We start from the raw sequence: 18,361 nt of genomic DNA on the forward strand, positions 1-18,361 counted from the left end.
TTATCCTTTACTATCTTTTGGTTTATTAGTTGATCCTCTTGGAGCAGCACTTCCACCCCCACTAGATGTGCTTGAATTTTTTGGACTACCTTCATCCGACGGCTTGCTTGAAACCTTACGCCCTTCAAGAGTTGTAAGTGTTGGAGCCGCTTTAGCACCTTCTGCTGAACCTGAAATAGCAGATTTAGAGCTAGCTTGTTCTTGTCTAGTAACTTGTGGGGGAGTAACCGTTACTTTTCTTTGTACACCTAATTCTATATCTTGAGTTATGATTTCACTTTTACTTCTAGCTAGAGCAGCTCCTCCCCGGTCTTCATCAGTAGACTGTCTCTTCAATTGTTGTTTTCCGCTAGCTTTTTCTTGACGTAACGGAGCTATTTTTTGCAGATTTTCTAGCGCTTCTTGAGATTGTGTTAAAGCCTTTTGAGCCCTCTGGAAGTTCACATTAAATGTTGAATCTGTAAGCTTACTACGTGAATCATTATTACTTGCTTTTGTATCCAAATCTTTTCTTACGCTACTAATCCTGTTTTCAGCACGTTCTATTAATTCCTGAACTTTAGTTAATTCATCTCGATTTATAGATATTCCTTGCTCTTGGGCTTTCTCAATATACTTATTAAATTTTTCTATATTTTCATTCGTTTCAAGTAAAGATTTTTCTATTTCTTGGTTAGCTAAAACACGCTGCACTCCTTTTGTATTCACACGCTTCAATGGATCCGAGGATCTTGCGGCAGCCATAGCCATATCCATAGCAGTATATCCTGCTTGATTTTTCTCTGTAACTAGTTTTGAGATATCAGGATTTATACTTAACAGGTACTCTATTACATCTTCTCTGCCATTCCTAGCAGCTATATGTAATGCCGTATTACCTCTTTCATCTTTAGCAAAAATATTTGTATTATCCTTTACCCTCTTTAAATCAGCAAAATTTCCTGTAGCAACGGCTCCTAAAAAATTGTTTGTATTTGCATCAGCTTTGTAATTCAAGGAAGGGGTAGCTGGTCTAATAGATACTCGTTCTTGGTCACCTCTATTATCTGATATTGCCCCCTGTTGAACTTTTGTTACAATTCTTTCTTGAGTCTCCCTAAATTCTTTACTACTATCTTGAATTTGTTTATTTAAATCGATAAACTTATCACGTTCATCTGAGCTAAGGGTACCAGCTTCTTTTTTACTAACTAAATCTTGATAAACTTTAAATGTATCAAGAAATTTATCCCTCGATTCTGTCAACTGTTTTAAAGACTCATTTACTTCTCCCCTTAAAGATGATGTATCTACGTTATTTTTCTCCAATTTTTTAATTTCTGAATTTATATCTTTACTAAATTTTTCTTCATTAAAACCACTAATCTTAACATTCATCTTCTTTATGATATCAAACCTTTCTCCTTGTCGACCAAGATCTCCAGCCATAGATGCCTGCAGAGCTGATGCGCGCTCAGCAATGTTTATCCCTCCAGAACTTGCTGCATCCCTCGCATCTCTCTTACGTTCATCAGCAGCTCTAATATTTTGTCTACGTTCATCAGCAGCTCTAGATGCTTGCAAAGCCGAAGTGCGCTCAGCAATATCAAATTTCTGTCCAATATTGCTAGCTTCACCTCTATCAGCAGCACGTATAGCTCGCTCACCTTTAGCAAAAGCCCCTTCTGTAGCCGCACTAGCTGCTATATCAGTAAATTTCTCCTTATGATCTCTTAGGTCAGCCTGGGCTCGTTGCACTGATGCTTCTTTGGCTACTTCTTGTTTTTGTACGCCTTCTCTTGTAACTTTTTGTAACTTATCTGATGTCATAGATCGCTGCAAAGCCGAAGTGCGCTCAGCAATATTTACTCCTCCAGAACTTGCCGCATCTCTCGCATCTCTCTTACGTTCATCAGCAGCTCTAATATTTTGTTTACGCTCATCATCAGCTCTAGATGCTTGCAGAGCTGATGCGCGCTGCTTCATATCCACTCCAGCCACCTTGCCAATATTACTCGCCTCATCCCTATCAGCAGCACGTATAGCTCGCTCACCTTTAGCAAAAGCCCCTTCTGTAGACGCACTAGCTGCTATACCAGTAAATTTCTCCTTATGATCTTTTAGGTCAGCTTGGGCTCGTTGCACTGATGCTTCTTTGGCTACTTCTTGTTTTTTTACGCCTTCTCTTGTAACTTTTTGTAACTTATCTGATGTCATAGATCGCTGCAAAGCGTCAATGCGCTCAGCAATACTTACTCCCCCAGAACTTGCCGCATCCCTCACATCTCTCTTACGTTCCTCAGAAGCTCTAATATTTTGTTTACGCTCATCATCAGCTCTAGATGCTTGCAAAGCCGAAGTGCGCTCAGCAATATCAAATTTCTGTCCAATATTGCTAGCTTCACCTCTATCAGCAGCACGTATAGCTCGCTCACCTTTAGCAAAAGCTCCTTCTGTAGCTGCGCTAGCTGCACTAACTGCTATACCAGTAAATTTCTCCTTATGGCTTTTTAAGTCAGCTTCACTCACTTGCGTTGGGGCTTCTTTACCAATTTGTCGAGCCGCTTGCTGTGCCTTTTTCAATTCAGCTTCTATTTGCTTATATTCTGCTTCAACGGATTCTTTAACTTTTGCAGCTCCCCACAATATCTCTTTAGCTTGCTCTTTAACTATATCTCCGCGTAAACCTCTCAACCAACTACCCAATCCGCTGGAACCTTCAGAGTCTTCCCTTTCTCTAAGAAGTGCTGTTGGACTCATTCCACGATCCTTGACGAATTTTTCAGCATTATTGTAACGTCTATTAGCATCTTCCAAATCTTTCATTGCAGCAGCGTATTTTTGCTGTAATTCTGGAATAATAGCAGCAGCTCTCTGTCTATCTGCTTGCCTATCCTGATCTCGATCCTTAGCTGCCTGTAAAGCCGAAGCGCGTACTATAACAGTCACATCTCCTTTTGTTGAAGCATCTCTGGCATCTTTTCTACGCTCATCACGAGCCCTAGCTGCCTCTAAAACCAAGGCACGATCAGCAATATCAATTTTTCCAACATTACTAGCTTCGTCTCTACTAGCAGCACGTATAGCTCGTGCACCTTCAGCAAAAGCCGCTCCCTTAGCTGCTTGTTTTGATATATCAGTAAATTTCTCTTTATGACTTTTTAAGTCAGCTTGGGCTCGCTGTACTGATGATTCTTGTTTAGTCTTCATCTCACCTAATACGTCAGTCATCTTACCTTTATAAGTATCCAAAGCAGCTTTATCTAAGGCCGCTTCACGTTTATTCTTTTCAACCCTTAATGCTGACAACTGATCTTTAGCATCATTAATAGCAGCACGAGTGCGGAAGGCCCCTTGTATTTTCGTCGCCGCAGTTTCCTGTTGTTTATACTCGCGTAAAGATGAAGCTATCGTTGGGGCATCTACAGCTTTACCTTTTGTAACAGTTTTCCACTCATCACCTTGAACAGACTTAGAGGACTCTTTTTTCCTATCAAGATCTGACGGAGCCCCTCTAGCCTGAGTCACTGTACGGGCAACTAATGGGCTGGCAATTACGGCTGACCCAGTGATAAGTTTTTCCACCTGAGATGGAGTTTTTAATTGCTCACTAGAGGGCGCACTTCTTATCCTACCAGATCCATCTGACCATAATTTTGCCGCATTCTCTCTTGCTCCTTCTACAGCTGCAATACTTGATTGTCTAGCTACCGCATCTTTAGATCTTTGTTCAGCAATATCTGCACGTTTTTCTGCATCTCTAAATATTCCTGCAGCAGCTCCAAATCTAGCCTCCCCAGAACTTGCCCTTTGATCCCTTAGAGCAGCTCTTTCATTACGCAGCCTTAAGACAGTATTTTCTCTTTGTTTACTGATATCCGCACTCTGGTCTTTCAAACCATCTAAAGCAGATTTATAAGCTTCACTAGATTGAATAATACGCTCCCTTAATTTACCCAGTTCTGCTTTCTCTTGTGATAATAAGGCTCCTTCTTTTTGTTTTTGAGATAGTTCCCTAAAACGAACACTATCATCCTTAAATTGAGTGTCTAATTCTTTTATCCTACCTAATATTTTCTCATTTCTTTCGGCAAGCTGAGCTCTACCTTCATCAGAAAGGTTTTTACTTAATATTTTTGTATCTTTAGCTAATTGACTCATTAATTCAGCTGCTTGACCTTTACGCTCAGCAGTTCTTTCTATACTCGCTGTAGCTTCTTTATCTGCCGCTCTGCGAACAACATAACCACGAGTTACAGCTTGTAGTGCATCTTGCTGACGTACTTGCTTATTGATCTCTTCATTACGATCTTTCAGCCCTTGTAAAGCTGACTTGTATGAATCCTCCGTTTTACTGATAGTCTCCCTTAATTTGCTTAGTTCAATTCTCTCAAGGCCAGTTAAAGTTCTATCATCTTGCTTTTTAGACAACTCTTCAAAACGAGATTTGTCTTTGCTAAATTGGACATTTAAAACATTAATGTTATCTAAAATACCCTTATTTTTCTCAACAAGCTGATTTCTATCTTTGTCATTAGATAAAAACTTGCTTAATCTTTCCGTATCCCTCTCCAAAGATTGTTTTAAATCTCCAGCTTCTTTTTGCCCTCTGGCAACATCATTAATGAGGTTTTTTGCCCTCAAATCTGCAGATTGTGTTAATCCAAATGCTTTTTCTAATGCCTCTTTACGACTACCAGCCGGTACTCCAGTAATCTCCTTAAATGAATCACTAGACTTTGCGATTTCTTTAGCAGCTTCGAAAGTCTTGCGAGATAATTGAGCATCTTGAGCACCCGTCATTTTTAACATACGGTCACTTTCTCCAGCTACACCACTTCTCACAACTAACTTATCTCCAACCCCATCGTAACTAGCTTTACCTAATTTTAATCCTGACTCAACATTCGTTGGAGCAAATCTATCAGACCCTTCCAATTGCGCAATACGTTTTGCAAGATCTACCTTAGCACTTTCAGCGGTTCTTTTAGGGTCCAATCTATCATCAGCTTGCTTTGATTTTAAAGCGGCATCAAAAGCGCTATATTTGCGAGCCTTGGCTGCTGCCGCAGCTGCTATTGGACTTAATTTAGTAATCGCCTCTCTTTCTTCAGCTCTGCGTTCTTGTAACTGTTTGCCTCTAGCTGCTGCATCAGCCGCAATACCTGAGAATATCTTACGTTTCGCATCTACGATACTTTCTCTTTCTTTTTCAAGTTTATCTAAAGCATTCTTTGATGCTCCATCACTACGCTTGATCTGTTCAGTAGCCTTTGCTAAGAGTTTTAATTCTTCAGTAGATACATCTCGCGTTTGAGTAGCCTTTATAACTCTTTCGAAATTATCTCTAGCACTTCCCAAAGCAGCTTGAGCTGATATAGACTCTCTTAAAGCATCCGTTGTAGCTCTCGCAGGACTAGCAACACCACCAACCCCTCTCATACTCCTCAAGACCTTTAATTCCTCATCTCTTTCTTTCTTACTATCATTAATTTGTTGTGATCTGGAATCAATCTTAGACAAAACTCCCCTTGTTGCACTTTCATATTTCTTTAATGCTTCTTTTCTATCTCTTCTTATATTTCCAAGCTCACCCCTTGCTAGATCAAATGCATTAACAGAAAGCTCTTTTGCTTCTTTGATGATCTTAGTTGCATTGCTTAAATTTTCAACTTCAGTTTTGGATAAATCTCTACCGCTTTTAATTGCTGCCATAGATTGAGCAACCGTCTTTTCAGCCTGTTCTAAATCTTTACTCTTACCCCCTAAGGCTCTAACAGCATCTAAAGTATCTTGCCTTCTTTCTACAGAAGAACCTATAGCTTTAAGTAAAGCCTCTTCTCTACCTATTGCTTTGGACATCTCTGAACTTCTCTCCATTTTATCCTTGCTGCCAGCAATATCTCCCATTGTCCTTTTTTCGAAGTCTTTGCGAGCATCTCTTACGCCTTCACGCAAACCTTCTACCTCCTTTCCTAACCTACCTAATGAATTTTCATATGTTTTATCTTTGTTAATCTGTATTCTTAATTCTGCTAACCTTACAGATTCAGAATCTGATAAGCTCCCTTTACTCTTTAGGTTATTAAATTCTTGCAAAGTTTCATCTGATGCTTTTAGTCTATTTAAGAACTTCTCGGTCTTTTTAGATAATTCTATCGTTCCAGAACCTTCTTTAAATAAAGCTAAAGCTTCTTTTTTGGCTTCTATACTCCTCCTTAAGCTATCAGCTTCTCTTTTTTGATCTCGAGCAGCAAGCACGCCAGCATCAAGTCTATCTTCTCTTGCCTTGACTGCATTAGCTATAATATTACGCTGGGCTCGTGATCTTTCATTACTTCTATCAATTGCAGCTTGTCTACCATCTACGCCTGCCTGCTTAAGTACAACGCCTTTACGTATATCTCCAAGTAAATTATCTCTTGGAGTTAAAGCTCTTTTTCTAGATTCATCCCTTCCCTCTTCACTCACCTTTTTAAGTTGCACACCTTGCTTTATATCGGGTAAAAATTCACGAGAACCAACGGTAATAACAGTCGTTCTACCCGCTTTATTCGTATTTAACAAGGTCGCCTTACCCATTAATCCACTCTCTAAAGGCTTACCATAAGCAGATAATACCGACCTTTCTTGCCCCGCTATATTTATAGTATTAGGCTTCTGCATATCCCCAATCTTTGGACCATAACTAAGCGCTCTGGACTCCGTAATTTTGGCATAAGCCGGATCTATAACAAGCCCCGCTGAATAAGATACCCGTCCAAATGCATCCTTTTTAGATAAAACACTAATAGTTGCGGATTGATCACCTAAAGATAACGTGTTCTTACCTTCTTTAAGCATGATACCAGGTCCAGCAGGACCATTTGGAGTCATCCTAACCAAAACAGGCTCGCTTTTCTTAGAGTGTTGTAAGACATATGTCTCATTTCCAAGATTAAATGTAACTGACTTATCAGAAGAAGGAGGTTGCCTTATTTCAGATAAAGCTTGCCTTGCTCCCTCTAGTCCACGCTGCCCAGCATAACCAGCAGCATAACCAGCACCTAACACAGGGTTAATAAGACCCAAAGTCATCATTTTACTGCCAGGTGTATCAGGCAATCCACTATTGTTTCTATACATCATATATGCTCCAGCCATAGGATTGACTAAAGAAACTGCTGCAGTTTTAGCATCAAGACCAGGAATAGCTCCTAACTGCGATTTAGATGAATTTAAAAATATATCATAAAGATCTCCCCCTAAAGCCTCTCTTCTTTGTTTTTCCCAATTCTTAAGTTGATCTGCCGATAGACCTGGAGGAGGACCTGCTACGGAATCTAGGGCAAAACCGGCAAGAGCCCCAATTAATTTAAGACCACCCATGATCTGAGCCTCAAGCACCTTATCCATAAGTTTATCAGCAAAAACAACACCTTTGACCGATCCTGTCATTATTTGACTTAAACCTTTAACCGATCCTACTATCGCATTATCTAAACCTTGAATAGCAGCGGCTTTTGAATATCGCCAGCCTTTTGATATCGCTTCGGCTCCCAGCTTTCCGCCTTCAGCAAGATGATTATATAAATCTCTGCCGGCTTCACCCGCATATTTACTAGTCGCACTTCTAATAGCAACACCATCCATATTTTTCATAATGCTAGAACGCATCTCAGAACCATCTTGCTTAAGGGCTTCTTTAATTATACTCCTATTACTCCCTAATCTACTGGCTAGTTGACGATATGCCTGATCTGCCTGATCATATACTTTAAAGTTACCGGATAATATATCCTTTTTAGCTTGATCTTTCCCTACTTGCTTGATATAGTCATCTGTTATTTTTTTTGCATATCTATCGGTAAGACTATCTCTTGCATATTGCAACATTGGAGCTTGCGCCCTATCCAATATATCCCTAGCTCCAGCAGCAGCCCCTCTTAAGGCAGAACCAGCTGCCCAAGAGAGAGCGCCCCCAACAGCTCCAGCTCCAACAGCAATTCTACCAACTCCCCAAGAAACACCCTTACCTACAATAGAATTAGCTACCTTAGAAACAAACATAGAAGGAACTTGCACTACAGGAGAACGATCTGCAGAATCACGAAACTCACGAACTCCCTTTCCAGCTCCACTATAAGCAGCACTGCTTAAAGCAGATACTTTATCTAAAGTAGCAGAACCGAATTTAGTAACAGCTGTCACTGCACGCGAATTGATTACAGTAGTACCGACACCACGAATTCCTTTATCGATATCACGACCAACAGCATCAATTTTTGTACTTACTACCTCACGAAAACCATCAACTCCTTTTGTAACAGATTTAGTTGCTCGAGAAGCATTATCGCTAACTACATCAACAACACCTCTTCCAACACGTTTAGCTAAGGAGGGCAGGCCCAAAGCAGCTGTACCAACTCTAGAGATAACCTTTCCTGTCATAGACACGCCGCCTAAAGCAACATTGGAAACACCTTTTGCAGCAAGTCCACCAAGTAACGCAACAGCGCCTACCCCAGAAGCAACAAACCCTCCTGCAGCACCTACTCCAGAGGCAATTCCACCTCCTACAGTCCTAGCTCCAGTGGCAATTCCACCTCCTACAGTCTTAGCTCCAGTGGCAATGCCACCTCCTATAATCCCAGCTCCAGTAGCAATGCCACCCCCTATAATCCCAGCTCCAGTGGCAATTCCACCTCCTACAGTCCTAGCTCCAGTGGCAATTCCACCTCCTACAGTCTTAGCTCCAGTGGCAATTCCACCTCCTACAGTCCTAGCTCCAGTGGCAATTCCACCTCCTACAGTCTTAGCTCCAGTGGCAATGCCACCTCCTATAATCCCAGCTCCAGTAGCAATGCCACCCCCTATAATCCCAGCTCCAGCGGCAATTCCACCTCCTACAGTCCTAGCTCCAGTGGCAATTCCACCTCCTACAGTCTTAGCTCCAGTGGCAATTCCACCTCCTATAATCCCAGCTCCAGCGGCAATTCCACCTCCTACAGTCCTAGCTCCAGTGGCAATTCCACCTCCTACAGTCTTAGCTCCAGTGGCAATTCCACCTCCTATAATCCCAGCTCCAGTGGCAACTCCACCTCCTATAATCCCAGCTCCAGCGGCAATTCCACCTCCTACAGTCCTAGCTCCAGTAGCAATTCCACCTCCTACAGTCTTAGCTCCAGTGGCAATTTTACCTCCAACATAACCAACTCCATCTCCAACATAACGGGCTCCTCCAGCCACAGCCCCTCGTATAATCCCGGCTCCAGTGGCAATTCCACCCCCTATAATCCCAGCTCCAGCAGCAACTCCACCTCCTACATAACGGGCTCCTCCAGCCACAGCTCCTCCTATAATCCCAGTTCCAGTGGCAATTCCACGTCCTACAGTCCTAGCTCCAGAAACAATTCCACCTCCTGCAGCAGCTAATCCAGAGGCAAGACCTCTCACAGGAGGTAGAGCTCCTACAAACTTAGCTCCAGTAACAATATTTTTTCCAATACGTGTAGACGCCATAGCATTAGCTCCAGAAGCAACTCCAGAAACAATATAATCTCTTGTATCCTTAACATCAGAGCGAAAACGTCTTAGGTCAGATGCGCCAGCTTTAACCAGATTATCCATAGTTGTACGAACGGCATTAAACCCGGTTGTAACCATCCTAGCTCCTTGAGAAGCAAAATTTCTAACAGCACTAACTCCAGAAACAACATCTTTTACAGCAGACCTAGCTCCTTGCACAGCTTCATTTCTTGTCTCTTTAACCCTGGAACGAATATCTCTTAGGTCAGACGCGCCAGCTTTAGCTAGATTATCCATAGTTGTACGAGCAGCATTCACTCCCGTTCTAAACAACTGAGCTCCTTGAGAAGCAAGATTTCTAACAGCACCGACTCCAGACACAAAACTTGTTGCGGCTGATCTAACTCCTTGCACAGCGTCATTTCTTGTCTCTTTAACCCTAGAGCTAATATCTTTTAAATCAGATGCACCAGCTTTAACCAGGTTATCCATGAGAGTATTGACGTTACGAACTTTTGTGTCTATGACACGACTAGTTGCATCAATTTTTGCACCTAAAGCATCACGAGCTTTAGAAGGCATCTGAGCTACAACAGCTCCACTTTGAAGTGCATAACCCTTCACAGAATTAACCCCTGACACAAAACGAGATGGGGCCTCTAAAACACTTTTACGCGTCAAGGAAGCTGTATTTGAGATATTTGTGGATGCTCTCGTTCGAAATGTAGCCCTGTTATCACCAGCAGCTTCTCTAATTATCTCAGCAGGAGACATTTTTGATAATTTATCTTCATCGTACTTTTTACTCAGCAACTCTCTAGATTTTCTAAAACTTTGACCAAACACTTTATCTGTGATTAAAGCTCCTATAACACCTCTAGGATTTTTCTCAAATTCTGCCATTCTATCTTGCTTCACTTGAGCAGAATATTCTCTTGCAGCTTGTCTTAAATTACCTCTCCCCTCTACTGTATCAGCAAAATTACCCTTATTTTGTTGGAAAAATCCTTTACCATAACGATCTAGTGCTCTGTATTCAGCTCGTTCAGCAGCAAAGCCTTTTGCGGCAGCTCTAAGTTTTTGCATGCCTTCAATTGTATGCAATTCTGTAAACTTACCTCTATTTTCACGCATGAATTGTTCTTCATCCCTCCTTTTTGATTTAGGCAAAAACTGCAGTAAAGATCTACTCCTAGCCTTATCATCTGCATAAAATTTTGCAGCATCCCTTAATGCGGCTCTACCAGCAGTTGTATGCAACCCTTGATAAGTTGCTTTATTCTTATCTATAAATGCTTGAAATTCTTTAGCTTTATTAGGATCAAGAGATTTATCTTTTAATGCTTCTTCAAGACCTTTTATATACTTATATTGACCTTGGTAAATTGATTTATTAACATTCTTAAATGATCTTTCATTCCAAGCTCTTAAGGGATTTAACACCATACCAAGTCTTTCTTTGCCCTTTTCAGCAGAATAAGCAGCCATCTCTTCTCTATATTTTGCTTTGCCTGCTGCAGTATTTAAATCAGTAAACTTGTCTTTATATTTTTCTCTAAAACGCGCTTCATCAACATATCGCTTAACTGGGCTAAACACTCTATCAAATCTTTGTTGCCCTTTATAAGCAGTATAATCATTCATTGCTTCCCTATATTTTGCTCTCCCTGCTACACTATACAAATCAGCAAATTCACCTTTATGCTTTCTTCTAAAACGTGCTTCATCAGCTAGTTTTAGAGGATTAAGAAGTCTACTAGGATTAAGTTTTTGCCATCTCTCATTAGCATAAGCTGATGCCTCTTTATTCATCATATCATCCAGCATTTTATTCTTCTCTTTGTAAGACATTTTGCTAAATTTTGCCTTATCTTCACTAGACATACCATCAAGTATTCCTTTGAGCGCCTTATCCTTGTGCTTCTTAAAGTAAAGGTCCTTAAAAAGTTGTCTAGCTACAACTTCAGCAGCTTTCATAGGTAGGAATGTAGCAACTTTTAAAGCAGTTTTGGTAGCCCAAGCAGCAGTCTTAACCGTATCTGTCACATGCTTAACAAAACGACCTGGACGCTGCAAAATATCATCATCATATGAAGGCTTCATTAAATTTAACATGCCTTTTTCAAACTTATATATACCCTTTACAGCACCTGTGACCATCTTAGTAGCGCCTCTAATTCCTCCTAATGCTTGACCTAAAAGACGCCCCTTCCAGGAGTTAGATTGCTTCAATGCACTAATGCCCTGACCTATCCCGGCATCAATTGCTGATATTGCCCGCATAGCCTGTCCCGGCAATTTCGAGACTGCATCTGCACTTTTTTTGTATATCTCGACATTTCTGCTAAGAGTTGAGTGTATATCCTGAGGCGCCGCTTTCATCTGCCCTACAGCTTTATCAAAGGTACTTGCCGTAATTCCAGTAATTTTGCCAACAATCTCTTCTGTTATGCCTAAAAGCCTCTTAGCTACGATTGCGTAAGTAAAGTATAAGAACGCAGCTCTTATTACATTCATGTATCCAAGTAGCACGGATTGAGCTAAAGATGATACACCAACAGTGCTTTGTTGCGACGTATTATCTAAGATTGCTAGTGAGTCATTCCCCGTACCCGCTGAAGTAGAACTTTGCGCCCCAGCCATTGCCGTTGCTTGAAGATCAGTCGTAGAGATATTTTGCAGGTTGTTTAATATGGATTGCGAGCTTGTACTATAAGAATTCGTTACATTTGGCACAAAAAATGGCAAACAAAAGTTGGAATTATTGTCTAACAAAGTTAAATCCTTACCCCCCAAGTTCACATGTATACTAAAAAACTTAAGACATCCCCAATGATTAGAAACAACAGTAGATCTCAAAACTTGATGAATAAAGATATCAAAAGTAAGAATCAGCACAATGAACACAACAGGCACTAACATACTTTTCACAAGGGTCTGAATCCATCTATAGAAGAACTCAGATGTAGCTCCAAACAACATTAAAGGTATAAAAATTGGAGCAATACCTATCAAAATATACATCGTGATAAATGCCAAAACGTAAGTCATGACTACCTCAAATACAGCTGTCAAGAAAACACCTATACCCATTACCGTGATTATGGCCATAAAAGATAAGCCATTCCAAATCTGGACGAATTGAACGAAAATTGCTCCCCAAAAAGCAGGAGAGGTATAAGTATTGAAAATAGGATCAAGAAACGTAAATGGCGTCATACTCGCTGCATCTTGACCAGTAAATACCAGAATAAAATAGTTAGTACCTCTAAGAACAGAATCAAATAAATAAGTATTAAAGAATGTCCAACTTTGGGAGCTAAATAATATGTTAACTGTTAAGGTGATTTTGACTATTCGTGACACCAATTCTTCGACCGTGATCTTTACTTGGCCAAATAAGAAATATATAGCAAATATTATTACATAAAGTACCGCAGCAGTTTTTACAATCTTGATAAGAACGCTATTATTGATCAAACCAGTCGGCCCATCATATATTAAGCGCATCATTATAGCAAATTGACTAATTATTGGCTGAACAACATACTTATTTAATCCATCTGATAACGCTTGCGAACCATTATTAGCTTGAACTTTTGTATAAGCACTACCACTAACATTAGGATCAGAGCTTGTAACCTTAACCCAGATAGTACCACTGCTTGGTGCTACAAATTGACCAAATCCAGGAATAGTAGTGCCAGAAGTTGAACTCGTTGGAGATGAGCCACCGCTTGACTGAATATAATAGTTATATTGTAGATTTGACAATACGTTAGCAACATATGCACTGCCACGACCAACCCTTACTTCTAATAAATAGCGTCCAAAATTCAACCCATTCATTTTGTTACTACTAGATATAAAGCTGGAGTAAGGGCTACTACTTGCGCTTGTTGCAGATATCCTTGCATCAAAATTATCAAATGGATAAGTTGCTCCTGAGTTGATTTTGGCCGTATTTCTAAAACTTAATAAACCATCTACTGGTGAGGTAAATGAATAAACGTAATTAGTAACGCTACTTGTAACTATAGGAATAAATGGGGTTTGTTCAGTTTTAACAACCGTCGTACCCACATCTACTTCTAATCCTAGACCCTTATCTTGTAGGCAGTAATTTAAGGTCGTACTTAATGCAATAGCTTGTAGGTCAGAATCTGTAGAAGTATCACCATTTGCTAGTTGATATAGGTAAGGATAGGAAGTTTGGCCAATAGAGGAAGGCTTGCTTGAAAGACTTGTATAGGTGCTGCGAATATCATTAAATGTTCCACCAAGTAATAAGTAATTTCTTATCCAATTATCAACCGCCCCTAAATATAAAGAGCTTGATGAGCTGCTCATTGCTGAAATAATTGAATTTAAGAAATTAGTACGATAATAACTCGCAGAACTATTACAGGAGGGAATAGAGTAGTTCGCAAGAGGACTAATACCTCCTACTATATTATATAGAGCACTAGTAGTAGAAGTTTGGATCTTATATTGATAAAGGTTATTTGAGCCCAGGATACAATAAGTTGAAAATCCAGATGTAATTAAAGACGTATTATTTCTACAAAAGTCATCTGCACTCATGTTGAACATAGTATTATCTGACGAATATCCAGCCTTAGAGTTTAGTTCTAATAAATTGATATAAGTACCAGTTGTAGAAACGCTAGCTGAACCAATATCAATCATCGAACTTGTAAGATTAGGATAGGTAATATTGACAAGGTCTCCTGTATACACTGGGATACCCCTATTTTGCATTGCAAAATAGTTGTTTAAAACACTTACTGTATTACTTGAGGCATTAGTAGAACTCAAACCTGAATAATTTGAATAATCAGGCGTACAAGAAGTACCGCTACTATTACACGTGTAAATAAATACTACTGGATAGTTAAATCTATAATCTGCTCGATACTCTATTAAATAAACAACTGGGTTGATAATAACACCTTTGCTCAGATCTTTTTGAAATGACATAGCTTGACCAGAAACAGCTTGAATCCCTGTATTTTTCCAGCCGCCGTTTGTAGTATCGTTAATACCAGGAGCTATGAAAGATGTTTTTAAACCAGAAAAATCTAAATCTCCAGTTGAACTGCTACCACTAGGAGCATTGGATCCTACGTAAGAAAATGGATTTCCTCCAAACCAAGAGGGAGCAGCTCTTGCATTTGTGCAAAATGAGATTAATACTATAAATACGATATACCGAAACATTAAAGCATAAACTAATATTAGATAACTGTAATATTATTCAACCAAAACGATTTATCTAACTAGCTTTGCCTTTTTAACGTTAAAAAAGTTAGAAGTGTGTTTAAATATGTTATTAAGTGACGATCCAATAAAATTTATTTATGAAAAAACTATCTTTAATTTTCACTGATGTAAGATTCTCTAAGATTTTTATATTAGGAATTATTAGCGGCATGCCATTCGCAATTCTCTACACAACCCTCATTGCATGGCTTAATCACTATGAAATTAATTTTGCTACCGTAACCATACTAGCCACGGCAAGAATGCCATATTCTATGAAATTCTTATGGTCCCCTGCAATTGATTATTTTCACATACCAATTCTTACAAAACATCTAGGACGCAGGCGAAGTTGGATGTTTTTAACCTCAGTCGGTATAGCCAGCATACTTTATTATTTAAGTTTTCTTACCCCAAGTGAAAGTGTATTCAATAGAATACTGATATTAAGCATTATAATAGGCTTTTTGGCAGCTAGTTATGATATCGCATATGATGCCTTAAGAATCGAGATGATAGAGCCCGAAATGCAAGCATTGGGAGTCGCTCACGCTACACTTGCATATAGACTAGGTCTTATCTTAACTGGAGCATGCGCAATCTCTGCAGGACAACTTCAAGGGTGGAAGTTTACTTTCCAGATTATGTCTTGGCTTTTTATTCTGGGAGCATGCTTATGTTTAGTTATTCAGACTAGTTTAGAGACTATTAAACATGACGGAGGATTTTTCTTAGAAACTGCTAAGTCATTTCAAGATTTATTTAAACGCAAACACATAATACTAATACTTAGTACTGTTATATTATATAAACTTGGTGATGCGATGCTTGCGTTTTCTGGCATGAAGTTTTATGTTGTAGCGGGGTTTACTTTAGTTCAAATTGGTCTTGTTGTTAAAACTTTTGGACTCATAGCAACAATCATTGGCTCTTACGTTGGAGGTATGATTATGATGCGTTATGGCACTTTAAGAGGGCTTATGATCTGTGGCACTGCCCAAATGGTAACAAATTTAGGATATATCTGGCTTAATCATGCTCATGGAGACATGAGGGTATTTCTTATCACAAATATTTGCGAAAATTTTACTGGAGGTATGGGAGCAGGAGCATTGAGTGGATATATCAGTATATTATGCAGCGTTAAGTTTGCAGCAAACCAATTTGCTTTGCTAAGCAGCTGCTCAGCTTTTATGAACAGTTTTTTAACTTCTTTCACAGGGACCTTAGTTAAAATTATGGGATGGGATACTTTTTTCGTATTTACTGCTGCAGTTTCAATGCCAGCTTTAGGATTAATATACATTTTAAATAAAAAGATACAAACAGATCAAATTGAAGAAAATAATAGTGGGAAGTGACGAGGTCGGAAGAGGACCACTCGCAGGCCCCATAGTTGCTGGAGCCGTAACCTACAAAAATACCTTAATACCAGATTATGTATTTGACGGCAGAGACTCTAAACTTTTAAGTACAGCGCAAAGAGAGAAGTTGAGTAATAAAATTTGGGATCAATACCTTTGCGCAATAGGAATAGTCAGTGCAGAAGAAATTGATTTATTAGGCATAAGTTTGGCGAATAGACTGGCAATTATTAGGGCAATAAATAACCTTAAGATTTATTTTGATGTTGCACTTGTTGATGGTAATTTAAAATTTGATGATACTCGCTTTTTTAGTATAATTCAGGGCGATAAGTCCCATGAACTCATCTGCGCAGCTTCGATTATTGCTAAAGTATGGCGGGATAATCTAATGCAAATGCTACATAATGAGTTTCCTTGTTATAATTGGAGTAAGAATAAAGGATATGGTACCAAAGAGCATTTGGATGCAATAAAAAAACTTGGCACAAGTCCTTATCATCGCAAGACATTTAAAATAGCACAATGCTAGATCCTAAGATTTTTCGAAATTTTTTAATCACTCGTCGTCAATTTGTCTTAGGAGGAATACAAGCAAGTCTCGTAGCATTATTAGTAGGACGTCTTGGATATTTGCAATTATATAAATACAACCAATATCTTCAACGCTCCAAAAAAAATAGAACATCAAAAATTCTACTTACTCCCATCAGAGGTGAAATTATTGACTGTAAAGACATCAAAGTTGCAACTAATCTTCAACAGTTTAACCTCATACTTAGACGCCCCACTTCTAAGATAGCCCAAAATTCTTTAGAAAAAGTTTTTAACTTATTACAACTTTCTGTCTATCAGCAACAAGAGATAAAACAAAAAATTAAGAATACCGCCAACGCACTCCTAATGCAAAACTTATCTTGGGAGCAAGTTGTGCTGATTGAGCAAAACATCTTTGATCTCAAACACGTATTCATTGAATATAACCTGATTCGAGGATATCCGTTTGCAAATTGTATGTCGCATCTAATAGGTTACGCTACTTTAGAGTATGATGAATTCGGCAGAGTGTGCCCCATAGGTAAAAGCGGTATTGAAAAAACTTATAATCAAGAATTAAAAGGAGAATTTGGTATCAGAGAGCTTGAGGTTGACGCACATGGTAATACTGTACGTGAACTTAACTTATCCCCTAGTCAAACTGGCCAAAATATGACCCTGAGCATAGACTGCTCCCTGCAAAATAAAATAGCTACAATTTTTCAAAACCTAACGGGAGCAGCCATAGTATATGATTTAAAAAAGCAGCAAATTCTTTCAATGTTCTCAAGCCCTAACTTTGAAAGCAACGATTTTGCATCCAAAAACCTATCTCATAAAAAGTGGCAAAATTTGCAACAAGACCCTAAATTACCCCTATTAAATAAAGCCATAAGTTCTGTCTTTCCTCCTGGATCCATCTTTAAGTTAGTCACTTGCCTTGCTGCACTGAAATATGGAATTTCTCCAAATGAAAAATTTTTATGTAAAGCAGGGGGCTTTTTAGGAGATAAGTTTAATTGCTGGAAGCTTGATGGACATGGCTTACTTAATATGGAAGAAGCAATTGGGGTTAGCTGCAATCACTATATGTATCATGTTGCCCAGATTGTAGGCCAAAAGAATATAACAGATATGGCTCGCTCTTTAGGATTAGGGCAAAAAGTTGGCATTGACCTTCCTGGAGAAGTTCAAGGATCATTACCAGGTTTAACTATTTTCAAACCTTCTTTAAGTAAAGCACTAAACTTATGCATTGGACAAGGTGAAATTGCCGCAACCCCTCTGCAACTCAGCCGCTTAATTAGTATAATCGCCTGCAAAGGCAGACTTGCAAGTTATCATTTAAAATTAGATGGACCTTCATCAAGCCAAAAACTTGGGCTAGATCCTAGATATTTTGAGGTAATACATAAAGGAATGTGGCGCTCTGTCAATCATATATCCGGTACAAGTAAAGCCGTTAAAAGTAAAATTATTTTAGCCGGCAAAACTGGAACCGCTCAAGTTTTTTCTAAAAAAAATGTACTTGATCCAGAAAACATTCCATGGCATCTAAGAAATCATGCATTATTTGGAGGCTTTGGTCCGTTTGAAGATCCAAGGTTTTCAGTTATGGTAGTAATTGAGCATGGAGGATCCGGAGGAAGAGATGCCGCACCCGTTGCAAAGAAAATTTTTGATTTGTTGTGGTAAACAAAATAACCTTATTT

Annotated in this window: 4 protein-coding genes; 3 read left to right on the forward strand and 1 reads right to left on the reverse strand. The window is 39.2% G+C overall.

The genetic code is table 11. From position 1 onward, the window contains the following. On the reverse strand, window positions 1-14,706 hold the full coding sequence (locus tag phytr_RS04235) for a type IV secretion system protein (protein ID WP_106874635.1): 14,706 nt from the start codon (window positions 14,704-14,706) through the stop codon (window positions 1-3). A gap of 140 nt (window positions 14,707-14,846) precedes the next feature. Between phytr_RS04235 and phytr_RS04240 the strand changes: the two genes are divergently transcribed. The 3 genes from phytr_RS04240 to mrdA are packed head-to-tail and all read left to right on the forward strand — an operon-like array spanning window position 14,847 to window position 18,344. After that, window positions 14,847-16,109 (forward strand): AmpG family muropeptide MFS transporter, encoded by a 1,263-nt coding sequence (locus phytr_RS04240; RefSeq protein ID WP_106874636.1) that lies wholly within the window; start codon window positions 14,847-14,849, stop codon window positions 16,107-16,109. After that, window positions 16,060-16,644 carry a ribonuclease HII gene (locus phytr_RS04245; RefSeq protein WP_106874637.1) on the forward strand — a complete coding sequence of 195 codons (585 nt, stop codon included), beginning with the start codon at window positions 16,060-16,062 and terminating at the stop codon, window positions 16,642-16,644. The genes phytr_RS04240 and phytr_RS04245 overlap by 50 nt, the downstream gene beginning before the upstream one ends. Next, the gene (gene mrdA, locus phytr_RS04250; protein ID WP_106874638.1) at window positions 16,638-18,344 is read left to right on the forward strand and encodes a penicillin-binding protein 2; all 1,707 of its coding nucleotides are present in this window, start codon (window positions 16,638-16,640) and stop codon (window positions 18,342-18,344) included. Before phytr_RS04245 ends, mrdA begins: the two co-directional genes overlap by 7 nt. The last annotated feature ends 17 nt before the right edge of the window (window positions 18,345-18,361 follow it).

Origin of the sequence: Candidatus Phycorickettsia trachydisci (assembly GCF_003015145.1) — a bacterium.
Classification (GTDB): Bacteria; Pseudomonadota; Alphaproteobacteria; order Rickettsiales; family Rickettsiaceae; genus Phycorickettsia; species Phycorickettsia trachydisci.

Excerpts from the sequence above, each read along its gene's own strand:
- phytr_RS04240 (WP_106874636.1), top strand. The coding sequence starts at position 14,847 with ATGAAAAAACTATCTTTAATTTTCACTGATGTAAGATTCTCTAAGATT.
- mrdA (WP_106874638.1), top strand. The coding sequence starts at position 16,638 with ATGCTAGATCCTAAGATTTTTCGAAATTTTTTAATCACTCGTCGTCAA.
- phytr_RS04235 (WP_106874635.1), bottom strand. The coding sequence starts at position 14,706 with ATGTTTCGGTATATCGTATTTATAGTATTAATCTCATTTTGCACAAAT.